Below are 26,347 nucleotides of genomic sequence, written 5' to 3'. Positions count from 1 at the left end.
CTCCTTCAATAGCGGTGAGTGCATCGTTATAGAACCGCCGCAGCATAGTGGCACCATGTTACAGCTTTGTTTTTGTTTTATGGCAATGCAGATAACAGCACAAAGGTACCAACTCAGAAAGGACACTGACGGCCAGTGCCGTCCGTTAAGCCTCTACAGCCGATCAGCCAAACGGCGCTCTTCAGCGCTGCGCTGGCCGTGATGCTGCGCGTCATTTCGGCCATATTCAACACAGGCCAGGCACTCTACACTGCGCGCCTTTATAACAAACACCGAAGAACCCAGCTATGGCAAACACAAATACCGCAAACCGCCCTAACCGACTCACAACCGTGGTCAGCAAAGTGAATAAACTGCCAGTGGCATGGCGCGCCAAAGCGCTGTCTCTGATGATGGGACGGGTCATCCCCTTCGCCGGGACCGCCGGAACCCGCGTTGAAAAGCTGACCCCGCAGGAATGCGTGATCGTGATGCGCAACAAGAAAAAAGTGCAGAACCATATCGGCAGCGTACACGCCGCCGCCATGGGCCTGCTGGCCGAATCCGCCACCGGTTTTATGACCGGCATGAGCGTGCCCGATAACCGCATCATCGTTATCCGTTCCATGCAACTGGAATACCTCAAGCGTGCCAGCGGCGATATGAAAGCCGTGGCCAGCTTCAGCGATGAGCAGCTCGACTATGTCAAAAATATCGAAAAAGGCGATATTGAAGTGCCAGTGGTTATTACCGACGCCAGCGGCACTGAAACGGTTAAAGCGACCATGATCTGGGCGTGGACGCCGAAGAAGAAGTAAGTATGTGATGCAGCGGCAAAGGAATTGCCGCAGCCATTACGCGGGAGCAAAACGCTACTGCCGTTCATGCTCCTTACAAATCAGTCCTGCATCTTCTGCTGACAGTGGCTGTTGCAGCAGATTGCAGAAATAGCCGTATTCTGTCTCACTGTTATGGCGACACGAACGGCATATACCAAATGATTTCATCTGATTAGCGCTTAAAAATCCTGCCAGCAATAATTTCAGGGCGGCGCTGACCTGTTGCTGCTCAGCAACTGATAAATGCGCACAGGCTTTAGCAAACATCGGAGAGGGAATCAGCTGCTGCAACAGCTGCTGACCCGCCTCAGTCACGCGCAGATGCGTTACGCGCTTATCCGCGGTATCCGCAACCTTTTGCAGCAATGCCTTTTTTTCCAGCACTTTCAGCGTCTGTGACACAGTGCCTTTGGTCTGCCCCAGATACTCACTCACCGCCATTGGCGTATCCGAATAGCGATTGCAGATCGACAGATAATGCAGCGCCTCCAGCTGAACCGGCAACAGGCCGAATTCTGCGCCGCACTGGCGTGCGTCAACCCGGAGTAATTCCCCAAGCCGTTCAACGTGGTTGTAAATCAGATCAGTCATCATTGGCACATAGTATCGACTAAAAACTTTATTGACAACAGGGCAACCCGTCCCTTAGGGTTTAAAAGGTATCGAGTCGATACTTAACTTTGGAGAGAGATAATGAACAACGCCATTTTTTATCACGCCGGTTGTCCGGTATGTGTCAGCGCAGAACAGGCTCTGCTGGCCGCACTGGATCAGCAGCGCCTGAATCTGAAAGTCGTCCATCTGGGTGAAGAGCCCACCGAAATCCCAGCTGCGGAATTAGCCGGCGTAAAATCGGTACCCGCATTGCTGCTCAACGGTCAGGTGCTCCATATCAATTTCGGAGCCTCATTAGACGATTTAAAAGGAGCGCAATAATGGCTAATCATTCACTGTTGCTGGCCTTTATAGCGGCGGGATTTTCTGCCACAGCCTGTGCAGGCGGCCACCATCACGGCGGCATACAGGCAGAAAAGAAAAATATTGAGCTGGCTCCTTTCGATATTATTCATACCAAAATCACCACTGAAGGCAGCATCGCAACCTTCCATATGGCGGTATCCGGTAATGCCGGAGACAATACTCCCACGGCGAGCGGACAGCTTGCCGGCAGCCATGTATTTTCTTATGTCTGGCCAACAACCATTGACAGCTACGAGGTGGGTTTTGACAAACAAGCCGGTATTCTGGCTCTGGCGGTAACCAGCCATCCGGATTTTGACGACACACCGCTGTACGATGAAAACAATGATGGCGATACCGGCAACGACGGCAATCTCTGGCACAGTCATTGGGTGGTGTTACATCCCGATGAACGCTGTGGCAAAGGTGCACTGGGCGTTGCCGATATTCCGGAAGGTGTTAAGCCGCGTTTGCCGGCAACCTGGCCGGGTCTGCCAATTCTGCTCGACAGCCCGGGCTGGGACCCGGTCTTCTCCGCCGAGCATGTGGAGGTTCGTGTCCCGTTTGCTGATATGGCCGTTGTTGAACAGGCAAATTTTGATGGTGTAACCGCAGGTTTACGGGTTAATCAGAGTGTGCATTCGCCACTGCTGTGCGTAGTGAATGTCATGGATATTGCCTCGGGTGATCTGAGCTTACCGGGCAAGGTTAATCACTGAGTCGGTAGTCGGACAAGGATGTCTGCTTATTGAAAAACCAGAGGATAAATACCTGAAACGCTCGATAAAAAAAGCCCCGGCAGGATTACCCGGCCGGGGCTTTTAAATAAGCAATAACAGGATCAGTTATTCGCCGCCATATACTCACGGCGCTTTTGTTCGCCGTCGATATAACGCAACCACTGGTCGGCCATCTTTTCTGCTTCGGCAAACTTCTGCGCTTCTTCAAAACTGTCGCGTGCGTACGGCAGATCATCCAGATTAAACAGGATAAGACCTTTAAGGATATGCGCAGAGTATGGCTGTTGCAGTTCGCCCAGCTTCAGAGCTTTATCGACATTAGTCAGCGCCTGTTTCCATTCCTGACGCTCGGTATGAATCTGCGCCAGCTTGTAGAAATCCTTGCCAGCCTGTGAGGCTTCAGCTGCTTTGGCCATGACTACAATGGCTTTATCGTATTCTTTCGCCAGCATCCAGGCATCGCCCAGCAAAGACAGATTTTTAGCACTGGCTTCAATCTTTTTGTCTTTCATACCGTCTTCAAGAATGGCGGCAGCTTTATATGGAATTTCCTGCCCCAGTAATGCCTGCGCCAGATTCACCAGCTCGCTTTCCTTGTTCAGCAATCCTTGCTCATGTGCCGTTTCCAGCGCGGCCAGTTCTTTCAGCGGCTGGCCAAGTTCACTGTAAACGGCTGCCAGCTGTACCCAATACTGAGACTTGGGATACAGGGTCGATAAATCCTGCAGACAGCGCGCCAGATTTTTGAAATCTTTGTTCTGGTAATACACCGCACGCTCCAGCAACAACCAGTTTTCTTTTGGCTGGTTGCCCTGTTCTTTGGTCATGGCGATGGCTTTTTTCACATCCGGCAGAGCCTGCTGATATTTTTCCAGCTGAAACTGCATTTGTGCGCGCAGAATAAAGGCTTCGGCATTGGGTTTTTCAACCATCGCGAACCAGTTATTCAACTGCACCAGGGCATTTTTATAGTCTTCCTGAATCAGATAGAGCTTGGCCAGGCTGTAAAGCGTGGTCTGCTCCAGACTTTCCGGAATGTTCTTGGTTTCTACCACATTCTTATAAGCACCGATGGCGTTTTTATAATCTTCCTGATTAAAGTACACATAAGCGAACATGTTATGTGTCATCGCCTGCTCGTAGCTGTTGCGTTTGATTTTTTCAACCGCGTTCAGTGCATCGAGTGCTTCGCTGTATTTCTTTTCGTCCGCCAGAGCACGCGCAGCATCCAGCTTTTTATAAATATGCGGGCGTAAAGTCTGCGCGCGGCGCACGCGTTTCTTTTCCACGGCCGGCGCCTGATCTTCTGCCTGCGGTTTGGTCTGAGACCAAGCGGTCATTGGCGCAACCAGGGTTGCGCCATATACCAGTACCGCAGTCATCAATACAGCAACGGGATGTTTTATCGCAATGGTCATAACGGACTCCTGTTACCTGCCACTTTTATCCAGCTCAAAGCGGATAATGTTGCGTACGCCGTTAACCTCAACGGCCTTACCGTTTTCGATTTTAGGCTTGTATTTAAATTTGCTCACCGCGGCCATCGCTTCACGATCAAAGATGCCCGGAGGATCGGCTTCGATTACGTGTGGCTCGGTTACGGTGCCCAGTGTGGTTACGGTAAATTCCACCACCACATAACCTTCAATACCTTTTTGGGCGGCACGGCGTGGATAATTCGGCGCGACTTTTACGATGGGTAAAAATTCGCCATCACCACTGCCGCCACTCAGACCGGCATCGACGTTCAGGTCGGCGCCGAGATCAAATCCGCCAATATCAAAGCCATCGGTATTGGCCTGCGCCATATCCGGGCGCGGCATATCCGGCTTGGGTGGTTCGGCCGGCGGCGTTGGTGGCTTCTGTGGCTTACGCTCTTTGGTGCGGACTTCGTCGTCGGGTTTATCCATTACGAAGCTCTGAATGCGGCCGAAGTCCTGCTCATTCAGCACCGATCCACCGGTGCTGATCAGGCTTTGCATCATCCAGAACACCGCAAAGGTGGCGACGGCTGCAACCGCCAGCGCAGCGCCGAAGCGTAGCAAGCTGGATTGCATCATTACCGCTCCTCAGTCGCCAGTGAGACGTCGTACACTCCGGCCTGACGGGCAGCATCCATTACCGCGACCAACTGGCGGGTTTTGGCTTCTTCATCGGCCTGAATCACGACGGTGCCCTGTGGGTTTTCGGCGTGCATGCGTTCGATGTTGGCGCGTACCTGGCTTTCATCGACTTTGCGTTTATTGATCCAGATTTCACCCTGATCATTAATGGCAATTAAGATGTTGGCGCGCGGTTTGGATTGCGCGGTACTGGCATCCGGACGATTCACTTCGATGCCCGATTCTTTAACGAACGAGGCCGTTACGATAAAGAAGATCAGCATGATAAAAACCACGTCGAGCATTGGCGTGATGTCGATTTCGCCTTCTTCTGCCTGCGGGGTTAAATTAGAAAAACCACGTCTCATAATGTTTGTCCTGAATTAGTGGTCAAAAGTTAACTGGTCTTCAAGGCGAATTTTTTCACGCTTGATAAAACGATCGAGCAGTGACTGAGCAAATACCCCGGTCAGTGCGCCGACCATCCCGGCCATGGTTGGAATGGTGGCTTTGGAAATACCGGAGGCCATGGCTTTCGGACTGCCATTCCCCAGAAAAGCCATCACATCAAATACTTCAATCATGCCGGTTACGGTTCCCAGCAGGCCGAACAAAGGCGCCAGACCAATCACCATTTTGATGGTGCTCATGTTGGCGCTTAAATTAATGTTCAGCTGGCTGATCAGATCCTGGCGGATCTGATGCGCATACCAGGAACGACGCTCGCTGCGCGCTTCCCATTCCTGCACCGCCGCGGCCAGAGCCGGACGGTACGAGAACATAAAATAAGCGGCGCGTTCGAGTACCAGTAACCAGAGGATAAATATCAATCCGAAGATGGCGTAGAGGACATCGCCTCCACGTTCCATAAACAGATATACCGGTTCGTACAATTCACCGAACATAATGATTTACGCCGCTGTTGCCTGAGGTTTGGTCTGCTTTTCTGACTGGCGCGCCAGAATACCGGTGGCGCGCTCTTCCAGAATCATCATCAGCTCACGTGAGCGGTTATTGGTTAAGGTATGCAGGAACACACAAGGAATTGCCGCTACCAGACCCAGAACAGTGGTGACCAGCGCCTGAGAAATACCGCCAGCCATCAGCTTCGGATCACCGGTGCCGAACAGCGACATGGTTTCGAATACGTCGATCATACCGGTCACCGTACCCAGCAGACCCAGCAATGGCGCAACCACGGAGATAATTTTGATCCAGCCGATTGCGCGGGTTAAACGTGGAATTTCAGCGGCGATGGCTTCACCCAGATGCAGCTCCAGGGTTTCGGTATCAGCATTTTTATTGGCATTAAATACTGCCATTACACGACCCAGAGCGTTATTTTCGTTTGCGGTTTCGTTATCCATTTGCGCACGGATTTTTGCACCTTCGCTGTACAGCACAACCATGCGCCACAGAGCCAGAGCAATACCAATCGCGCCCAGAACGATAATGATGTAACCCACAACACCACCCTGGTCGACGCGATCACCCAGTTCCGGTGACTGTCCCATAATTTTCAGCAGCTGGCCGCGTGAAGGATCAATCCAGAAGCCGGTCAGGTCGGTACCGCTGGCGGAGGCCAGTTCGGCAGCAGGATCGGTGTAACGGCTGCCTGGCTGCTTATCCAGTTCCACCAGACGACCAGCTTCCAGATCCCAGTTCAGGTATTTGCCATCGGCGACCACGTTAAAGCCGCCAACACGGATAACCTGCTCTTCGGTGGTGTCACCGCTTGGCAGTACCACTTGCGCGTTGTAAGTCGATACACGGCCGCTGTAGGTCATTTCACGCTGCATTTCGAACCACAGGCGTTCCAGTTCTTCGATCGATGGCAACTTGGAAGAAGAACCGGCGGTTTTAATCAGGTCGGTGAGGAATTGTTCACGGCCCGGTAATTCAGAACTGATAACAGAACCTTCAAACACCGCTTTGGTATCGCCGGCCACCTGCTGCAGTACACCAAACAATTCTTTCAGGCTGCCAAGACGGTTATTCAGGCGTTCCTGCGCTTCGGCGACTGCGGTTTCGTTCTGCTGAAATTCTTTTTCTTTCTGCGCGCTCAGCTGTTCAAGACGGCTGCGCTCATTCTGCGCATCGGCGACCATTTTTTCCTGTTCCGCTTTGGACAGGTTAAAACGTGCAAGACGCTGCTTGAATTCTTTATCGTCACGGGCCTGACCCTGCTTCACCAGATTCAGCAGAGAATCAACACTGACGGGTTCCGCAGCCTGAACGTGTACATTCAGACCCAGCACCATAGCAGCGCTTAAAAACAAAGATTGCAGTTTCATTATTTGGTCTCCTGCTGTGCTGAAGAAGGCGCGGCGACAGGTACTTTAATCAGATCCGGTGCAGCCTGTTCACGGGCAATACGGATGCCGGCCATCAGCTTGCTTTTGAATGATGCATCCAGTGCTTCCCACTGGTTAGACGTAGTGTTCCACACGCCCAGTTCCTGACCATTCAGTGACTGATACATCAGCGAGATACGACCTACGCGCAGGAAGTCCACTTCACGGCTCTGGCCATTAGTATCCAGCGTGCCACGGTACGATTCGATGGTACGGCCGTAATCCACTTCAGCCTGATACGCCTCAGTAACTTTGCGGTATTTTTCCGCAACGGTTACATCAGAACGGCCCATCATATTTTTCAGGTTGGCAACGCGCTTGCTGCGCTCTTCGGCCAGGAAAGGCACATCGGCAGCTACAAACTGATCGATGGCATCAATCATGCGCAGCATCAGCGGCGTGATCTGACGCTCAACCAGGGTAACGTTCTTAATACTGGCTTCAATGCTGGCCAGCTCATCCTGCTGAGCTTTCAGCTGCTTATTAAGCTGAGTAACGTAAACATTCAGACCGTCAATCTCTTTGACCAGACCACGGTATTCACGCTCCGAGGCGCGGATACTGTTATCAACAGAATCAATTTTCTGCTGTGATTGTTGTGCTTTGTTGGCGCGATTAACGCCCTGATCCAGAGCACCGTCTACCGTGGCGGCAGAAGCACCCATTACCACGCCTGCGCTGAGCATGGCGGCCGCCAGAAGGTTGCGAGTTCGCAGTTGCATCGGCATATGTGTATTACCCGTTTTGTTCTCAATTCGTCTGCGTGACGCAGACTCCCCAAATTCAGAGCGCAAGATACTGCAGTTCTGTGACAGTTCTATTACATGACAGAAAGGCTGCATTTTTATGACAACAAACCATTAAGAGACGAACGCTGTGTTATCGGAAACCACAACGGAATTACGAAGGGCTGACGGAGAAGATTTAATTCGTAAATAAAAAAACGGCGCCCGAAGGCGCCGTTTTAACCTGAAACTGAAATCAGTTATTCAGGCTTGGTACAGTGTTTGGCAGAGTCCAGCCAGACCACCATGCGGTAGCAGCATCCGGATCAACAGCACCGATGTAGTCGGTTGCTTCGAAGAAGCTGTCGTTACCAGTACCAACAGCCGTTGGCTTGATGGAGTTAACAGTAGAGTTAGAGCTGTACGCCAGTTTGCTGTCGAAGCTGATGGTCAGATCAGACGCAATAGTACCGGTTACAGTTGGAGAGTTCTTCGTTTTCAGAACGTTGGCTGCAGTACAGTCAGACTCGACCTGAGTGAAGGTAGCTACCACGTCATCCGCTTCGGCACAGTTTTTGTCCCAATTAGCTACTACAGTATTTACAAACTCAACGTTCACCTTACCACGCAGCTTCAGACCTGGCTGATAGCCAATCTTGGTCATTTCACCCTTAACTTCAACTTCATAGGTATCGTTGTTGTTCAGTGGACCACCAACGACGGTGAAGTTGGCCAGAGCAGCTGTAGTTTGCGATACAGCATCCGCACCACTGGAGTTTGCCTCAACACCGCGAGGATCGTTAGAACCACTTGGCTTATCTTTAGACTGATCTTTAACAATCAGTACATACTGCATGTTACCCTGATAACCTTCATCGAAGTCGATGTCATCATCGTCGTTACCGGTCAGAACAGCATGCTTCAGGTTAACGTTGCCACCAAACCACTCAATGCCATCATCCAGGTTATTGTGGATCTGGATGTATTCCAGAGTGGTACCAGAACCAACACCCTGCAGAGTCAGACCGTTGATTTCGTTATTAGGACCGGCTACACGGCCAGCTTCAGCAATACGAACATACTTAATCACACCGCTGTTATCGGCAGTATCGTTACCACCGAATTTACCAATACCAGTACCGCCTTCACCGTCAACGTTACAAACTGTTCCGTTACCGAAACAAGCGTTGGTATTACCTGCACCATACTGAGGAGCGAAGCCCTGTACAACAACACCACCCCATTCGCCCTGACCATCAAAATCATCATCCTGAATAGAGCTGAAAGTGATTGGCGCAGCAGCAGTACCTTCTGCCATGATTTTTGAACCACGGGTAACCAGCAGAGCACCAGTGTTAAACGCTTTAACGTGAACACCTGGTTTAATGGTCAGAGTCACACCAGCAGCTTTAGCAGCTGCAACGGCAGCAGCATCAGCCAGTTCAACGTTACCTGCACCGATGGTTACAAAACCATTTAAACGCCACTCTTTATCGGCAGTCAGGGTTACGTCTTCAGTAATCTGGCCTTCCAGAGTACAAACGTTTTCCACACAAGAAACACCAGAAACGTTTTTCTTGCTGCTGTTGTTGTCATCACCACCACAGCCAACCAGTGCTGCAGAAATTACGGCCAGAGCCAGGTAGTTCTTTTTCAGTTCCATTTAATATTTCCTCAGAGAGTTTATCAAAAGCCGACTCGTATTCTGAGCCGGCTTTATGACACTTAAATGACAATTAATAAGTAATTTTTACGATTCAATTAAAAACTGTATTCAACGCTGGCGCTGATATTTGCACCATCGAAATAGCTTTCAATTTCCTTACCATCACGACTGAAAACCACTTTTTCGTCGGTAATATTATTAGCCTTGGCTTTTACCATAAGATTTTCTGTCGCATCGTATTGATAGACAATATCAACGCTATAACGCCCTTCTTCAACTTCAGGTTCCAGTGCACGAGAAGTTTTATAGATACGATCGTCAAAATAATTCACCAGAAAGGTAATATTCTGACCAGATGGCAAATGATCAAAGCCTAATTGAATATTGGCCAGATATTCCGACTGTCCCTGAAGCTTACGACTGCTTTTACCTTCAAATCGGGCAGTGTCCTCACTCAGATTAACCGTCGCATCCAGAAAGGTCAGATTACCGGAGACAAAACCTGACCAGGCATCACCATCCAGAGTGTTTTTCCGGAAATCAAATTCAATACCCTGTACTGTCGCTGAATCTTCGTTACGGAAGGTTGAACCATCGGAAGCAGACCCTGAACCATCCGGAATACTGCGCTCAATCGGATCAGCAATATCCTTACTGAATAACGCTACAGAAACACTTTCTTCTTCACTGAAGTAATATTCACCACGAAGGTCAATATTGGTAATTTTTGAGATCTGAAGATTCGGGTTACCGAAAATTTGCTCATCGGTTTCCGGATCGTACTGTACAGAACGCGAACGCTCTGTCAGGCCTGGGCGGGATAACGTCTGACTGACACCAAAGCGAACCTGTGTTTCTTCATTTGCCTGCCAGCTGACAGAAACAACCGGAAGAACCTCATTCGCACTCAGGCTATCATCCGCAACACTGCTGTTTGGATAGCTGAGAGTCTGCTCAGAATCTTCCAGACGGGCACCCGCCAGAATTTTCACATCCGTCAAATCCAGCTCAGCAGAGCCATAATAAGCGAACATATCATCGCTCGCTTCATAGCTGTCCGTTGGCGAAGTACGCACCTGAATGCGTGCATTTCCACTATCGAAATTATCATCCGTGAGGATATGTTCAATGTTCTGAGTGACATCAAGGGTCGAGGTTGACGGTATTTCAAAACCGATACGCACCAGGTCGACGGTACGGTCTTTAGTTGACATCAGCATACCGGCTTTCAGCTTCATACCGATGGTATCGGTAATCATCTGATCGAAGGTGTAATCCAGACCAAATTCAAACGCATCTTCGGTTAATTCTGCATAGCGACGCTCAATCGTCGAAGGAATCAGATTACCGTTAATGTACTGATACGTACGGCGATCCGGCTCATCACGACTTGTCTGAGAGTAGCCCAGGCGCCAGTTTAACTGGTTGGTGCCATCGACAAAGAAGTGCTCACCTGAAAACTGCTGTGACAGAAACTGACGCTCCACCCACTGCAGGGTATATTCTTTGGTTTGCTGATTATCATCTGCATCATATACAGAGGAGGTACGAACAGTATCATCGGTTTTACGCAGTAAAATCGATTTACTGTTCAGTTTATGGTTTTCATTTTCAAAGCCGGCAACAAAATAGCCTGTAGCATCAATTTTGCGTTTACTACGCTCATAGGTACCAGAAATATTCTGATCGTCGGTTTTCGCATCATGACGGGCTTCTGTTTTATCGTTGTACTGAACAGCACCGTAAAAACCAACATCGCCGGCATCTTTGCTGATTAAATCACCAAAGGCGTAAGAAAACCCGCGCTCGGGTTTTGCCTGAATCTGATCTACACGGTAATTATTATCGAATGATTTACCCAGAGCCGCAGCTTCTGACGGCAGAGTACAGCCAGCAAAATTACAGTAATTAATAGCGTCATTACCGCCATTGGTTGCACTGTCCACCAGCGATGGCAGATCACGACTACCATCATCCATACCGGTAAAATCGGTGTCACTGCCTTCATAGCCATTAACGTCACTGAAGGTTGTACGGGTGTTAAGGCCACCATTGATTTTTATTTTATTAACCGGGCCATCCGGAAGACCTTTGGTGGTCATCATGATAGCCCCACCAGTAGTATCACCAGGCAGATCTGGTGTGTAACTTTTCTGAATATTAATACCCCCCAGCACGCTGGCAGGGAACAAATCCAGCGGCACATCGCGACGCATAGGGTCGGTACTTGGCATCAGACTGCCGTTCAGCGTGGAGGAGATATAACGTCCCTGAAGACCACGCACAACGGCGAACTGGCCACCCACCAACGATACACCTGCAACCCGCTTCAACGCAGAAGCTGCAGATGAATCACCAAAACGAGCCATCTGCTCAGAACCAATAGCATCCAGAACTGCTGAAGAATCACGTTCCTGCGCGGTTGCGGTAGACGGTATGTAAGAACCAACGGCGACAACTTCTTCAATTACGCCATTACCGGACATGCTCATAGTCATGTTGACGCCGGTATTGACGTTGGACATCACGCGCACAGAGGCAATATCGCGCTTTCCATAATTAGGGTGTGCAATATTCAGCGCATATTCGCCACGGGGTAATTCAAAACTGAAAAAACCATCGGCATCGGTCATCATCGCCATCTCGGTACCGGCAACCGAAATACGGGCACCGCTGACCGGACCACCGGTTTCATCGGACTGCAGATAACCAGAAAGCTGGCCAACAGCAGCCGCTTCTTCCTGGCCTGGTGTGTACACATTAACTTCCGGCATTGGCTCACCGCCAACCAGCTCAACCTGAACTTCGGCATTCTGGCTGCTGCCTGCAGTGGCAAAATCGAACTCGCCTAACCATTCACCGTATTTGGACAACTCAACTTTATGATTGCCTTTTTCAATATCGAATACGACAAATCCAGAAGCTCCGACCAATTTTTTCTGTCCGTCAATGCTGACCGCCAGGTCACGCACAGCGCTGCCATCTTCGGTGATATATAAAACGGCTTCACCAGCCATCAGCTGAGAAACGAATAAAGACGATGCTGCGGCAAGCAACACACGAGTTGGTTTCATTGCGCCCCCTACGAGGAATACAGGAATTAACAGGCAGCGCTGTGAGCAAGAGACAGAATGGCCATTAAAAAGCCCGCCCTCTTCCATGAGGTTGTTCTGACTCGGTCAAAATCAGCAGCCGCACCTTAAGTGCGGTGCAGTATGTTGCGGTTATATGACATTTCGATTACAAAGCGCCGAAAGCCGGCTGAGGCAGGAGTCAGATGGATTTAAGGCTGGGGAGAATTTGCATTAATAGTAAACGGCTGAATAAGCGGACCAGCGAAGCATCTATTGTGTGATTACCGGCAAGGGTATACAGAATTTCGAGCGCACACGCACTGAGACCATGGGGATACCCTGTAGCATCGAGTTTTCGTGGTGAGCCCGGCAATGAGTGGAATAGGTTCAAGTTCCGCCGTGCAGAGAATGGTCGCCAGAAAACTAAACCAAGATCCATCAGCCGTTGCCGGGTGAGATGCTGTTGTGTCTGATGCAGGCGCAACGCCTGTTTGAGGGCGTTGCTTAAGCTGGAAGGGGCAAAAAAAATGGGAAGCTGAATATCGGCCCGCCTTACGGTTTACGCTCTTCGTTACGCAGCAGTTTGGCAAAGGCGGTAATCTGTTCTTCTGTTGTGGGCAGAGAATCCAACACCCGCTCCAACCGCTGCGCTTCTTCCACCATAAAATCGATAAATACCCGCACTTTGCGCGGCAGATACTGACGTGATGGGTAGGCCAGCGATATCGGCTGCGGGCGTAAACGCCAGTCGGTGAATAACGGCACCAACTGGCCATTAAGAAACTGTTCACCCGCCAGCAGGTAATGCACATCACCGATGCCTGCTCCCTGCACCATGCTACCCAGAGCCGCAACCACCGAATTTGTTGAGATTGTCGGCTCAACTTTTACTTCCACAACCTCGCCAGTTTCGTTGTGGGTAAGTTCGTAAGTTTGCGGCTGGCTGCCTTCCCCTATTTTGACGCAGCGCATCTGCACCAAATCGTGCGGATGCAATGGTCTGCCGACGCGCGCCAGATACGAAGGCGCGGCACAGAGTACAGAATCAGACTCCGCCAGTGTGCGGGCGATCAGCGAAGAATCGGGCAGATCACCCAAATATACCCCCAGATCAAAGCCTTCCTGAATCAGGTTGACCGGACGGTCGGTATGAATCACTTCCAGCCGCACATCCGGATACTGAGCCTGATAGCGGGCAAAATAGTGCCCCATAACGCCACTGCCGGCCATCATTGGCACAGCAATACGTAATAAACCTTGCGGGTTCCCCTCGCGGTCCGAAATCATCTCGTGGGCTTCGATGATCTCATGCACCAGATGGCGACAACGGCTGTAATAGGCGCTGCCAACCTCGGTCATACTCAGCTGGCGCGTCGTGCGCTGCAGCAAGCGCGCACCGAGACTGGCTTCCAGGTCGGCGACCATACGACTGACGCGCGATTTGGGCATTCCCAGCGCCTTGCCAGCCGCGGTAAAGCTGCCTTCATCCACCACCCGGATAAAGACAGTCAGTTGATTCAGATCCAGCATGTGGATATTACGCTCCCTTTACATCAAACCCTGGCTCTCAAACCACTAAGCCGGGTAATTTTACTTACAGATCAATGAGTTACAAAACCGACTGTTTTTCGAACGAATCTAGAGTGTCTCTGGTCACTGTGGTACGATGGTATCCATTAAAAAAATAATAAAACAGGCTTACCATGAATACGTCCTGGACCCGATCAGCACTGGCTGCAACTCTCAGCACCTTACTCGCCGCATGTAATGGCGGTGGTGGTAACAGCAGCAACAACGGCACCGATTCAAACACACCTGACACAAATAAGCAGCCGTCGACTGTCGCCCTGACTCCGGTAGATTTCAATCGTCTGGCTGACAGTGCCCTGCACAGCTGCATTGCAGATACAGGCATTGAATATCAGGAACAGCTGCAAATGCTGGAGTGTCCACACCTGACGATCAGCTCATTGGCAGGACTTGAGCAGTTCACCGAACTGCGAGTACTTAACCTGACCAATAATCAGCTGCAATCCATAGAAGAACTGCAAAAACTGAATAAACTGGCTTGGCTCGACATCAGCCATAATCAGTTAAACACTATCAATTCTCTGAGTAATCTGTCGCAACTGACTAGCCTGCAAGCGAGTTATAATCAACTGAATTCTATCGATACGTTACAACTCACCAAGCTGAGCAAGCTGTACATTAATGACAACCAACTAAGTAGCCTGGATTTTATTAATACACTACCGGCTCTTAAGCACCTGACAGCCGATAATAATCCTTCCTCGGTACCTGGATCGATACCCGGCACATTAGAAACCTTTAGTATCTGACATATCGTTGTAAATAAAAAAACCTGCTAACGCAGGTTTTTTTATATGAGGAACAAGCTGCCGAAGCAGCTCAATTATTGTTATAAGTCTGAGACCAACTGGGCAGATTATTGACATTGCCATAGTTGGTGTTGCCGCCATATATAGGATTGTTCGGATGCCCGGGGAAATAGTTATTCGGATGATCCCCCTCCTGAGTCTTAGCAATCAAACCACCGTCACCGCCCATATTAAGCCAAAACCCGGGCGATGTAACATCAGGAGAAAAGCCCTGCACGGAGCTCCACTGTATAGATCGAGTTCCTACGCTGAAAAAGAATGCGTTAGAGTGTTCCAAATAGTTAGATTGCACCGGAAATAGCTGGGCATGAGGGGACTGACCAATTAACGCGTCTGTATCAGGAACAATGAGATCCAGAATAGCGCCACCAAACCCACCACTGGTTCCTAAAAAATTCGTTGTTCGTTTATCCAGCCAACCAATGGTTCTGACGCCCCCGAGCTGTGCCTCCAAATACAGATCTCCTACAGTAATGCTCCCTAATTTAGCAGTAGCTGTAATGCTTGGGCGGATATAACCACTGATAACATCAATAATATTCCCCTGATAACCAAAAGACTCTTCAGCTCCCAGACGGAAACCAACCAGTTTTCTTACCCCGGACGTCTCATCAAAGGCAAACTCAAAATAAGGGTTTTCCTGAATAAAAGGTAACAACTCATACTGTCCATTGCCTTTGTTACGCACCTGCCCCATCGTCACGTCACGTAGCTTAACATCGACACCGCCATCGGGCTGAAAGCCGCCAGGAAAATCGAAGAAGCTCTTCTCACCACCGGTATTATGAGTCAGAGAAGACGATAAATAGTTGTCGTCTGCCAACCCCACAGAACCGCAAGGCTTAGCTGTGCATGCCCAGTTGATATTATCGTTATAAGTCACCGGTAGTACGTTGTTATAACAAACCTTATCGCCACCAGCGCCACCAGTACAGTTGGTCCCTTCCGGACGCCAATAGCGACCTAATGAGATCTCTGCCACGTTGGCGTTGATTTCGATGCGTGCACCTATAGTCAAACGCAACATACTAAGGTCAGCACCTCCTGGTTGTGAGACTACCTGATCGGTCACCTCAAAAATGGCCTGACCATAAGTCGAGGACATTTCTGATTCATCCATTGGTTGCATGCCAGACCATACAGAGGGACAAATCATCACGATTAACGCCGGCAGTTTTTTTATTATTTTCATAAGCTGGCCTATTTTATTGCAAAAATGTTCATACGGGTTGCTGCCGGAAACTGCAGTGATCCGTCAATATCCATACCCATAATAAAGCGATGACTGGCACCAACTTCACGATCAGGACCGACATAAATACCATCAGTGGACAGTTCATCGTAAACAATCTCGTCCGGCAATGTGACCTGAACAGCACCAACGCTACCGGAAGGGCCGAAATCATTGATCAGGTCAATTTTCATACCTTTCATCTCAATAGCCCCTGTCAGATTATCAATTACCAGCCAGTATTCCTGGGGATCTTTATAATCGGCATCAGCATTGTTGTAGCTGATGCGGGTATCATCGCCAAATTCAAAGCGCGCACTCAACGTTATACCGGCCTGTGCGGTTGTTTCCTGAAGCTCATCTTCGGCCAACTCACTCATTTCCGCAGAAACCAACGACGACATGAACGCAGTCAATAAAATTGCATATTTCATCGATTAAGATCCTGTGTGGTAATAACCAGACGTTGTATTTCCAATCCACGAACTTCCACAACATTTTGATTGGGAATAAAAGGTAATTGTGTTGATGGATTATCCTGATTATAAATTGCTATCTGTTCGTTATAGATAACTGTTTTCGGTACAAAAGCACGGTGCTTTACATCGTTCACCGTTGTCACGATATTCCCGGTTTCGTCGCGCAGATAAATGTCATCAATACCAGTAATGACTTCCGGATCATCGGGATCACCAAAGGCCAATGACTGAATAAAAATATTCCCCTGCGGAGCTTGTCCTACATCCTGAGGAAGCGCTGCAATCTCCAGACGTAACTGTGTAGACGGAGCAACCATCACCGGACTTTTCCAGGTACCACGTGATATCTGTGAAAACTGTACGGTACTGATCGTCATTGGCTGATCAACACTGCCCATTGGCAAATACATATCAACCCCCTGCAATTCCAGCACGCTGGCTGCGGCTCCGGACGGATCCGCGGTAATACGGATAGTATCGGCGCGTAACCCCGTGGTCATCGCCATCGCCAGACCACGGTCAGCATATACTGGCGCACCGCCATTCTGATAACGGGCCAGATCGGCCGCAGACAAGCGCTCACCCTGGTTGCTGTGCGCCCAGATCATGGTGCTGGTGCCATACAAACGAGCGCCTTCTACATCGACATAGCCCAGAAATTGTTCATCCGTCGATTTATCCCGATTCTGATCGGTAATAGCATCAAGACGGAAATGCAGATCAAATTTATCCGTTGCGTTGTCCAGCTGATCTTCCTGCGCTTGTAAATACGCCTGATATTCACTGGTCAGGCTGAATAAATTACCAACATTTACCGATGCATTACCGCTGAAAAAATCATTCGGCAAACCACGGTAGTAAGAGGTGCTCTGATTCGCATAGCGCGGCGTGGTATTACCAACACCCATCCGGTTACCTGTCCACTGGAAAAACCCACGCTCTTTCTGAGTCAGATCTGCAGCCGGAAAACCAGTATAAAAAGCAACATGGGTCCGGCTTCCAGACTCATAATCGCCATCGCCATCAGGATCAATAGAGCCTGCGTGTTTCTCAGTAATTTCACGCAGCTCACCGACCACAAAGGGGTCATCATAAGTACCGAAAAAACCACCACTGTTTGCGGTTCCGGGCTCTGCTCCGGAGCGATAGAAACGCAGCTCACTCATGATCAGCATTTCCGAATCCGGATCATCAGATAAGCGCAAACGCAATTTAAAGTCGTCAGGCTGCCCATAGTTACCTGAGTGAATCACCACATCATCAAAGGTAGCGCCAATGCCTTCACCCGTTACTTCACCAAGCTGCGTTTCATCCATAGGCTGCATGGAAAACAGCACTGGAGATAGTGCAGATAAAAATGATGCTAAAAGTACTTTTTTCATAATATTTCTCCGACCATCACTGCCACCGGAAAGGCCGGTAAGTACAGTTACCAGCATTGTCTTCGCGCAGAATAATAGTTCTGCTGGTTGTTCCACATAAAACATAGTCAGTTACACCGCGAACAAACATACGGTCGGCCGTCATACCAAATTGCTGAAGGTTACTGACGGATCCCATGGCATCACATGCCTGGAGAGAAATATCAGAACTACGATCAGTACCCGATGATTGCCAGCAGAAGCCAGGATGTTCATAGCTAACCAACTGACTGGTAAATGCGTTATAACTGAACAAATAAGCATCAGGTCCGCTAGCACCAGCTTCGGCATCATCACAATTAATTTTGTCAAAGAAGCCAACAGTACCGTAGTTCCAGCCAAGTTGACCACCGCTTCCACGGCCATAAACACACTCATTTCCATCGTTATAATCAATCCGACGCCATACAACTGCCGGCCGGAAACGATAGGTCTGCTCCTTCACATCGCCGGTAACATTACCCACAAAACGCACTTTCATTTCGACGTCAGCAGAATTTCCATCGGTCACAAATGGAATCAACAAGCGTGGATTAAATACAGCGCCAGTGTCTTTATCCAGTGGAATTGAGCCTGTTGCATTAAAGGCTTGTTCAGGATCGCTACTTTTGCGTAATAGCGATGCCATATTCTGGCCATTAATAACCGAATTAACTGTACCAGTCTGATAGAAAGTTACCGAATACAGCAAAGCCGTATCCTGAATATCATAAACACCATCAAAACTATTAAAGGCTGCATTCAGACTGATATAACCGTGAACTGGCTGACTTTCACGGGTAATATGTTCCACATTGGTGTAAGCCGAATCATTCAGAGCAGCCGCTCCAGCCGAATCAACTTTAGTCGCCGATGCATTCAGTAATATATCATCCAGAGAATCCCGTGTGTTTTTAATGCGGAACGCAACCTCGGTAAAATTCTGCGTATCTTTATTCGCATTGGACCGATCCCCCAAACCAGCAATCCGGTCCGGATTAACCTGATCCAGGCGAACTTTAACTACCCGGTTATCACCCGGTTCTACGGTGTCAATAGTATTAATCGTAAATGTACGGCTACTACCAGCATTACGGGTAAATGCCAGCGCCCCACTCACTGGAGCATTGGCTCCGTCTACCTGTAGCGACAGTATATCGGTAAGATTCTGACTGCCCAGAGAGGTTGCGGATAACTCATAGGCGGTTGTGAATTCAGTGTTTTCATTCAGCGTCCTGGCCAAATTGATGGTAACGGCTGTTCCTTCATCAACGTCAAGAATATTACCAGCCGGAGCATCCGCAACGCTGGCAGTTACCAATGCAGGTTCAGTTACATCGACCATCGTCAACTGCAAATCAGCCTGGTTGATTACTTCATTATGGCCATCTCCATTTGTAGCCTGTAACTGCACAGCCACAATTTCATCTGACTCCTGTTCGCCGTCATTCTGCAGAGTAAATACAACCGTCTGCACATCTTCAGCCGCAGAACCAGAAGCTTTAGCATCCCAGTTCAGGACCGGGGTAAAGCTCAGATCATTCTGAGGGGCATCGTCCGGTGTGTGAGCAATTTGCACAACATTCAACTGTGCCGCTGGTGCGTAAAGACCAGTATTCGTCCGGACAACACTCACTTCACAGATCAGCTCTGCCGCTGTCGGCTTAAGCTCATCCGGGACCGCGGTAGCTGTATTGGGTTCTTTGCAAGTCAGGGTCGAACTCACGAAGCCAAATTCACCCGGTGCATAATCACGGATTACCAGTTGTGCCTGATTTTGCGCGGTCAGTAGCGGGTCCAGTCCCGCATCGTGGTTCAGGCCGGTAATGGTCACCTGAAGATTAATATCCGGAGTGCCTATAGCCGGATTATTGACCACGGCAATATCAAAACACTTATCGACACTGTCACCATCGGCAAAAGTTACCGAACCGCTGGCTGCAACCGGTTCAATACCGGAAGGCAGATAATTGAAATCCGTACCCGCAACAGCCGTACCGTTAATACTGTAGTTAACCGTAACCTCTCCCTGCGCGCCGGACTCACGCACAATGCAGATGGATTGAGTGGCTGGGTTATTTTCCAATACGACCATCGGGTCAGGACCGGTTACTGAGAAGTTACCGAATGGGTTTGGCGTTACGTCATTCAGACGCAACGTAAAGGTCGAATTCAGTCCGGTCGCTGCACCCCCGATATCGGCCAGCTGCAAGCGGGCAATTTCGGTGCCTTCGCGCAGATTGTCGTCGGCGCTATCGAGTGTAATGGTCAGACTCTGTTGACCACGGGTATCCGCCGGCCAGGTAACCGGAACACCAGTGCCCGACACATACGCGGCCCCAAACGCCAGATCAGCCGGATGCAGCGGATCGGTCATATCAGTCTGGTTACCCAGGGTCGCCGTGCTGGCTGCAGCATTAATATCCACATACACCGTCAGCGGGGCCTTGCTGCCACGACTGCGCTCCAGCAACAGGGTCACGCTGCCAGCATCTTCATCCTGCAGACTACCAACCTGAACAAACTGTACCTCACCCAGCGGTGGAGCCGGCAGAATCTGCAGGCGTTCAGCAGCGTTCAGGACACGGTTATAAACCTGAATATCATCAATCAGACCGGTGAAAGACTCTGCCGCTCCCGGAATATTACCGACATAAAGATTGCCCGTATTGATAAGCGATTGTTCGCCACCAGCAAATGGATAGCTGCCTACCAGCTCGTCATCCAGATAAATATCCAGCCCATCCGCGCGTTTGCTGTACACCACGTTCAGCCACTGGCGGAGCGGAATATCGGCAATATCGACACTGCGGTTATCGCTCTGATTAGTGCTATTGGTCGCATGCAGGCTCTCGGCATCCGGATACAGGAATATGCCTGGCTGACGCTCCATACCGCCATCGCCTTTTTGCAGAATCCCACGCCAGGTACCGCTGGCCGCTTCTTCGATGCTGATGCGAAAAGCCACGGTGTATTCGCTAGCCGGTACGTCCAGACCACCATCTGGCTGAGCCGCCAGACCCGGAACGATCATAACGTCCGCCGCCGACAGGGCCAGTGCCCCCCCCACAACCGGTGGTAACGGATTCGCACCATCATTCAGTGCGTTATGACCATTACCGGTCACATCCCGCTGCGGAGAAGCTGAGTCATTAAAATCCCAGGCTGCCAGTAACGGAGATTTCACCCGTACGGTAATAAAGGTTTCAGACGTTGCCGCCAGCGCCGTACCCGGCGGGATATCTGTAGCAGTAATTTTGAAGACCAGCACAGCATCCTGATTCAGCAACAGCGGACTGCTGTAAGACGCAGTCAGAATTGCACTACCTGCCGCACCCGCCACCAGAGAGCCTGGGCTGACAACCACATCTGAATCAGCCACATTACTGAAACGGCTATCAGATACCAGACTCCAGCTGGCACTGGCAATTCCCACTTCTTCATCATCTTCCAGCAATGCATGCAACTGAACATTGCTGGTGTTTTCTGCCACTACCAACTCCGTCAGGCTGGTATCAGCTACCGGTGCAAAGTTGGTTTCCGGACCATTAATCTGCCAGTTGCCTTCATCGGTACGGTCCTGAGCATTGATCCATATCTGACTGATACCGGAGAGCTCCATCACCAGACGCAGCTTGGCATTTTGTACCGCGTCAGTCGGAGCCGCATAACGCCAGTCACTACCAAGCGTCTGACAGGCAGTAAAACCTTCTGACCAGCGCACACTGGTATCAGCGGTGGTATTCACCAGACGCCATTCATAACCGTTGGTACAGGCGTAACCACGGGAAACCGGCGTACCACTGGTGTATTTGCAACTATCTGTATACCAGGTGCCGGAACCCGCGACCACGCGATCCAGATAGGCGCAGTCATTATTCTGGTCAAGAAGACTGGCAACGCCCCAGTCGCTGTAGGCCTGATACGCACGCCAGTGACCTTCGACATCCTGATCACTCAGGTTAATCCAGGCGTCCCGTCCAGCCGCCGCAATAATGGCTGCCAGCGTGTTCTGATCCATGCTGGCTGAGTGAGTGCCATAGCCCTGAGGCACAAAGAATTCGCTGCCTGGGTATTCACGGGCACAGGCAGAAAAACCTTCCGACCAGATGCCAACACCTGTGGTGATATTCCAGCTGATGGCGCTGCCAGTTACCGTACGGCAGGCAAAAGAAGCCTGCTCAACGGAGCATTTTCCGGCATACCATTCACCACTTTCAGCGATGCGACCACAGTCACGATTACCAGAATTAGACGGCTCGCCAGTGCGCCACCAGGAGAAGCGTAAACGGTTAGCAATCCACTGTGATTCCAGCGCCGTGTCGGTCAGGTTGATCCAAACCGGCTGACCACTCATCTGGCCCAGTAACTCTGCCATTTCATCCGGCGAACGCGGCACCGCAAACAAGCTGGCACTCTGATTATCGCAGGCAGCAAAACCTTCATCCCAGCGTCCGCTAAGACCGGTAATACTCCAGCTGCCATCAAAACAGGCGTAAGCGTAGGAAGCGTTACAGGATACATCCGTCCAGGACCCATCCGGATGCAGTACAGAGCAATCAGCATTATTTAAATTGCGGAATACTGGCTTTTGCCAGATGCCCAGCTTAAGACGGTCGGCAAACCAGCGGTTATTGGCTGAGGTAATAGCATTAACGTAGTAATAATTAATCCAGGTATTTTTAACCTGCGCATTGGTATTGCGAATAGCGGCATCCAGTGCGAATTCTTCCGCAGCAGTCACCGGCGCAGAAAAATAATACTGCTCGCCAAATTGCTCCTTGCAACGGCTGTTGCCCAGATCATAAGACCAGTAATCCTCGCCAACCTGAGGAACGACCTGCAGCGAACCATTGACCAATGCGCCTTTTGAAGTCGCTACATTCCAGGCCGCACCATCGGTACAGGCATAATGAGCAGCAAAACTCGTGCAGCTGGCAGTACGCCACGGATTGTTCTGACCTGCAGCGGTCGTGGATTTGTACGCACAGCTGCTCAGCGGCTCCTGCCCCGGATAGGCTGAAATCCAGTTAGTAAACGGCTGATTTTTACGGAAGTGACGGCCATCGGCAGCACCAGAACGATTATCTTCATAACCGCCATCGTTCATATTCAGCCAGACACGGGCAATATTACTGCCGCGTTCATCAGAGGCCAGCAAACGGGCAAAATCAATCTGAATGGAATCGTTTTTGTTCAGTGGTGCCGCAAAGACAAAGGTAGAACCGTATTCAGTAAAACAGGCTTTATGGCCATCCGCCGGGTTAGCCGCCGTACCTTGTGAGCGGGTTACTTTCCAGACATAACCATCATTACAGGCCCATGAATATTCAGCAGCACTGGTACAGGCGGTATCCGACCAGCGGCCACTGTCATCCTGATACACGCAATCTTCGCCGTACAATAATGCTGTTTCATCCGCAGCAGCCAATCCGCCATTATCCGGCTGCCCAAGAGCCCAGTTAGGATACTGACTGATCGAGGCGGCATTCAGCGTCCAGACACCTTCTTTCATGGCATCAGTCGCATTTACCCAGACCTGTGCAACGGCCCCCATGGCATTCTTCGCCGCCAGGTTTTCGTTATAGGTTGCCGGAGCCGCAAACACCCAGCCGCTTCCCAGAGCAGCACAGGCAGCAACGGCCTGCGAGAAATCTTCCAGCGCGCCCTGTAAAACGGAGATTTGCCAGTTGCTGCCGTTGCGGCACAAGTAGGCACGATCTGCCCCTGAGTCACAACGTTCGTCAGCCCAGCTGGCCTCAGCATCGTTATTCAGCAATGCGCAGTTTTCTCGGGTACCACCATTGGGTTCAACGGATGACCACAGCGGAGTTTTCAGACTGCGCTGATTCCACTCCCACACGGCCATATCTTCCAGCCGGTTGCCGTTAATCCAGAAATTACCACCGACTCCGGCCAACAAAGCAAAATATTGCATTTGTTGCGCATCATCGAGGGTACGGGGGGCATTAAACAAATAGCCGCTGCCTAAGGTATTACAGGCTTGCTGTCCGGCAGAGAAATCCGCCAGGTTGATGGAATTTTCTGTAAAATACCAACGACCGCCGGTTGTACAAGCCACCGGCAATGCATCAGCACAGTTACGCGTCCGCCATTGAGAGTCGGTAACATCCGCCGCCACACAACGTTCAGCACTGTTGGCAGATGGCTGCCCTGTTGCCCAGTTATTAATATCAACATTCAGCCGCCAGGTACCTTCTGACTCCTGGTCATTAACATTGATGTAAACGTTATCGACAGTAGCCGCTGTCATAGCCGCAACCAAATCATTACGCTGACTCAGTGTGACCGGTGCATAAAATTTAAACTGGCCACCAAATGTCTGTTCGCAAACAAGTGACAGTGCTGTTGGTGTTGTAAATGAATGACTGGTTGCAGTAACACTCCAGGTTCCGTTGGCACCTATATAAGGGTTGTAGCAGGCCAGGGGCACAGAACTGGCGCACGGCAGGTCATTCCATAATCCTGTGGTACGTTGCTGCACGGCACAGTCTTCATTACCACCGGCGTCATTCGGTTCACCAGCATTCCAGAATGGCGCAATAACATCCGCACCGAGGTTGTAAACAAAGGTTCTGTTATAGCGCTTGTCATTGATATTGATCCAAACATCACCCGTAACACCACTATCCTGGGCAACACTCAGAAGGTTCATGCTTTGTCTAAAAGTAATAGGAGCCGCAAAACGGAAATTACCGGATACGCCGTGCTTGGAAATTGCAGCACAAGCATTCTGGGCATTACTGAGATTTTCATTGGCCTCGCTGTCAGCACCAATCCCCACCGCGGCTGATGATATTGCCCAATCAAAACCATCAAAACAGGCAACTTTTTGGGAGTAAGAACAGGAGTAGTCATCCCATAATCCAGCATTCCCTCCACTGGTATACATCTGCACACAACCACCAGTGTCGTTGGGCTCTTTCCAATCAAAATTTGAATAAATAAGTTTATTTGCCGCACGGGCCTGAGCAATATTAAGATTTACGCCATCGCTATAGCGTTTCCAGGGGCCTGATAAATCTTCATTATCATTGTTGAGAGTGTCATACCAGACGCCTCCCGCTAAATTCGATCCGCCAACATCTGGTTGCTCATACCCCTGATTCCACAACCACAAACCTGTGTCCTGCACCCGTTTAAGATTCAGCCAGACTTTAGTATCGTTGCTTTGCGCCCGGATAAGCTGATACACCCGCATACGTTCCGGCTCAGTTACCGGGGTTTTCAGCCGATAATTGGCGAATGTATTTGTTCCTGTCGCGGAATTTGGACGGCTACAGGCATCCAGAGCCTGGTTGCTGAACTGATGATCCGCGTTACGGATAATCCAATTAGTCCCGTCACTGCACAAAAGCTTGGCACGGCTGTCACAGTCTGCTGACAACCAGCGTCCATCACTCTGACGTGCAACAGCACATAAACCACGATTTACATCCGGCTCACCAGCAGCCCAATCAAACAATCCGTGATTCAGCATCCAATAGCCTTCAATGCTGTTGTCGCGCGCATTAATCCAGGCAGCAGAAACTCCGGCAGAAGACAGTGCGTTACTCAAAGCCGTGTTATCAGAAGAAGTACGAGGTGCCGCAAACTGATACAAAACACCGAAGCTTTGCTGGCAAGCCTGAGTTAGTTTTTCAATGGATGTAAATGCAATGGATGAATTGACAACTTGCCAAGTGCTCAGCGCAGTATCAGCACAGGCAACCGCATATGAAGCCGAACAATCGGAAGCACTCCAGTTTCCTGCGCCATCAATAACAGCACAATCGCCGGCCGTGCCCGAAGGCTCTCCAGCCCCCCAAAAAGGGGCAATGGCTGAAGAGTTTTTATTGATTGCCCAGACATTTTCAATTTTCATGTCCTGAGCATTGATCCAGACGCCGTTAGTTACACTAGCGGCACTGATGGCAGAAGACAGAGCATTACGTTGCGCAAGCGTAACCGGTGCGGAAAAAGAGGTATTAGCAGGACAGGCGTTCTGAGCGCTGCTGATATTTTCGGCTGTATTATTATCGGCTCCCATGGCGACACTGGCGGAACTGATTGTCCAGTTTGTGCCGTTAAAACATGCAACCCGGCGGCTCTGTTCGCAACCAAGGTCGTTCCAGGTGCCATCCGCAACCTGTGTCGCACAATCTTCGCTGCTGGAATCATTCGGCTCGTTATCCTTCCAGAAAACAACGGTGTCGAGATTAATTTCAGTTGCCTGTGCACGGCTAATACTGCCACCATTATAATCGACAGGTGTTCCCGTATTACGTGCCAGGTCATACCAGACAGATGCCTTCGACGAAACACTAGCCCCCTGAGCAGCAACAGCAGTCAGGGCAAGTGTCAGTGTGAGAAATATTTTTTTATAATTGTTATTCATA

At 50.1% G+C, this 26,347-nt stretch carries 18 protein-coding genes; 4 read left to right on the top strand and 14 right to left on the bottom strand.

The features are described 5' to 3' along the window. Positions 1-287: 287 nt before the first annotated feature. Positions 288-797 carry a DUF4442 domain-containing protein gene (locus NYR02_RS17375; protein ID WP_260977617.1) on the top strand — a complete coding sequence of 170 codons (510 nt, stop codon included), beginning with the start codon at positions 288-290 and terminating at the stop codon, positions 795-797. A gap of 54 nt (positions 798-851) precedes the next feature. On the opposite strand, the gene NYR02_RS17370 is transcribed toward NYR02_RS17375, so the two are convergent. Next, entirely contained in the window at positions 852-1,409 is a 558-nt protein-coding gene (locus NYR02_RS17370) for a MarR family winged helix-turn-helix transcriptional regulator (protein WP_260977616.1), read from the bottom strand. A 102-nt stretch (positions 1,410-1,511) separates the two neighbouring features. On the opposite strand from NYR02_RS17370, the gene NYR02_RS17365 reads away from it, so the two are divergent. Together NYR02_RS17365 and NYR02_RS17360 are read left to right on the top strand one after the other, a co-directional pair. Next, positions 1,512-1,754, top strand: a complete 243-nt coding sequence (locus NYR02_RS17365) for a thioredoxin family protein (protein WP_260977615.1) — start codon at positions 1,512-1,514, stop codon at positions 1,752-1,754. Continuing rightward, positions 1,754-2,497 carry a hypothetical protein gene (locus NYR02_RS17360; RefSeq protein WP_260977614.1) on the top strand — a complete coding sequence of 248 codons (744 nt, stop codon included), beginning with the start codon at positions 1,754-1,756 and terminating at the stop codon, positions 2,495-2,497. The genes NYR02_RS17365 and NYR02_RS17360 overlap by 1 nt, the downstream gene beginning before the upstream one ends. Before the next feature lie 122 nt (positions 2,498-2,619). Here the strand turns inward: NYR02_RS17360 and NYR02_RS17355 are convergent, their stop codons facing one another. From NYR02_RS17355 to NYR02_RS17315, 9 genes are all read right to left on the bottom strand, one after another. Beyond that, complete coding sequence (locus NYR02_RS17355) at positions 2,620-3,936, bottom strand: CDC27 family protein (RefSeq protein ID WP_260977613.1); 1,317 nt, start codon at positions 3,934-3,936, stop codon at positions 2,620-2,622. Between the two features lie 12 nt (positions 3,937-3,948). Further along, a complete protein-coding gene (locus NYR02_RS17350) occupies positions 3,949-4,578 on the bottom strand; it encodes an energy transducer TonB (RefSeq protein ID WP_260977612.1) in 630 nt (209 codons plus the stop codon). Continuing rightward, the gene (locus NYR02_RS17345; protein WP_260977611.1) at positions 4,578-4,988 is read right to left on the bottom strand and encodes an ExbD/TolR family protein; all 411 of its coding nucleotides are present in this window, start codon (positions 4,986-4,988) and stop codon (positions 4,578-4,580) included. The genes NYR02_RS17350 and NYR02_RS17345 overlap by 1 nt, the downstream gene beginning before the upstream one ends. A 15-nt stretch (positions 4,989-5,003) precedes the next feature. Next, positions 5,004-5,525: a MotA/TolQ/ExbB proton channel family protein gene (locus NYR02_RS17340; RefSeq protein WP_260977610.1), complete on the bottom strand. Its 522-nt coding sequence runs from the start codon at positions 5,523-5,525 to the stop codon at positions 5,004-5,006. Between the two features lie 6 nt (positions 5,526-5,531). Next, entirely contained in the window at positions 5,532-6,914 is a 1,383-nt protein-coding gene (locus tag NYR02_RS17335) for a MotA/TolQ/ExbB proton channel family protein (RefSeq protein WP_260977609.1), read from the bottom strand. Continuing rightward, a complete protein-coding gene (locus tag NYR02_RS17330) occupies positions 6,914-7,696 on the bottom strand; it encodes a DUF3450 domain-containing protein (protein WP_260977608.1) in 783 nt (260 codons plus the stop codon). The genes NYR02_RS17335 and NYR02_RS17330 overlap by 1 nt, the downstream gene beginning before the upstream one ends. 259 nt (positions 7,697-7,955) lie before the next feature. Further along, a complete protein-coding gene (locus NYR02_RS17325; protein WP_260977607.1) occupies positions 7,956-9,362 on the bottom strand; it encodes a hypothetical protein in 1,407 nt (468 codons plus the stop codon). 98 nt (positions 9,363-9,460) lie between these two features. Next, entirely contained in the window at positions 9,461-12,439 is a 2,979-nt protein-coding gene (locus tag NYR02_RS17320) for a TonB-dependent receptor (RefSeq protein WP_260977606.1), read from the bottom strand. Positions 12,440-12,991: 552 nt separating this feature from the next. Beyond that, entirely contained in the window at positions 12,992-13,969 is a 978-nt protein-coding gene (locus NYR02_RS17315) for a LysR family transcriptional regulator (RefSeq protein WP_260977605.1), read from the bottom strand. A 173-nt stretch (positions 13,970-14,142) separates the two neighbouring features. Between NYR02_RS17315 and NYR02_RS17310 the strand changes: the two genes are divergently transcribed. Continuing rightward, complete coding sequence (locus tag NYR02_RS17310; protein ID WP_260977604.1) at positions 14,143-14,778, top strand: leucine-rich repeat domain-containing protein; 636 nt, start codon at positions 14,143-14,145, stop codon at positions 14,776-14,778. Positions 14,779-14,848: 70 nt separating this feature from the next. Here the strand turns inward: NYR02_RS17310 and NYR02_RS17305 are convergent, their stop codons facing one another. Genes NYR02_RS17305 through NYR02_RS17290 form a run of 4 tightly spaced genes read right to left on the bottom strand, consistent with a single transcriptional unit; the run spans position 14,849 to position 26,346 of the window. Further along, positions 14,849-16,030 (bottom strand): hypothetical protein, encoded by a 1,182-nt coding sequence (locus NYR02_RS17305; protein ID WP_260977603.1) that lies wholly within the window; start codon positions 16,028-16,030, stop codon positions 14,849-14,851. 8 nt (positions 16,031-16,038) lie between these two features. Next, positions 16,039-16,503 (bottom strand): DUF6160 family protein, encoded by a 465-nt coding sequence (locus NYR02_RS17300; RefSeq protein WP_260977602.1) that lies wholly within the window; start codon positions 16,501-16,503, stop codon positions 16,039-16,041. Continuing rightward, positions 16,500-17,930, bottom strand: coding sequence for a hypothetical protein (locus tag NYR02_RS17295; protein ID WP_260977601.1), 1,431 nt, complete (start codon positions 17,928-17,930; stop codon positions 16,500-16,502). The genes NYR02_RS17300 and NYR02_RS17295 overlap by 4 nt, the downstream gene beginning before the upstream one ends. 16 nt (positions 17,931-17,946) lie before the next feature. Continuing rightward, positions 17,947-26,346 carry a lectin-like protein gene (locus tag NYR02_RS17290; RefSeq protein ID WP_260977600.1) on the bottom strand — a complete coding sequence of 2,800 codons (8,400 nt, stop codon included), beginning with the start codon at positions 26,344-26,346 and terminating at the stop codon, positions 17,947-17,949. Position 26,347 lies beyond the last annotated feature (1 nt).

Source organism: Thalassolituus pacificus, assembly GCF_025318105.1.
GTDB classification, from domain to species: Bacteria; Pseudomonadota; Gammaproteobacteria; order Pseudomonadales; family Oceanobacteraceae; genus Venatoribacter; species Venatoribacter pacificus.
This window is presented reverse-complemented; position numbering and strand designations above follow the sequence as displayed.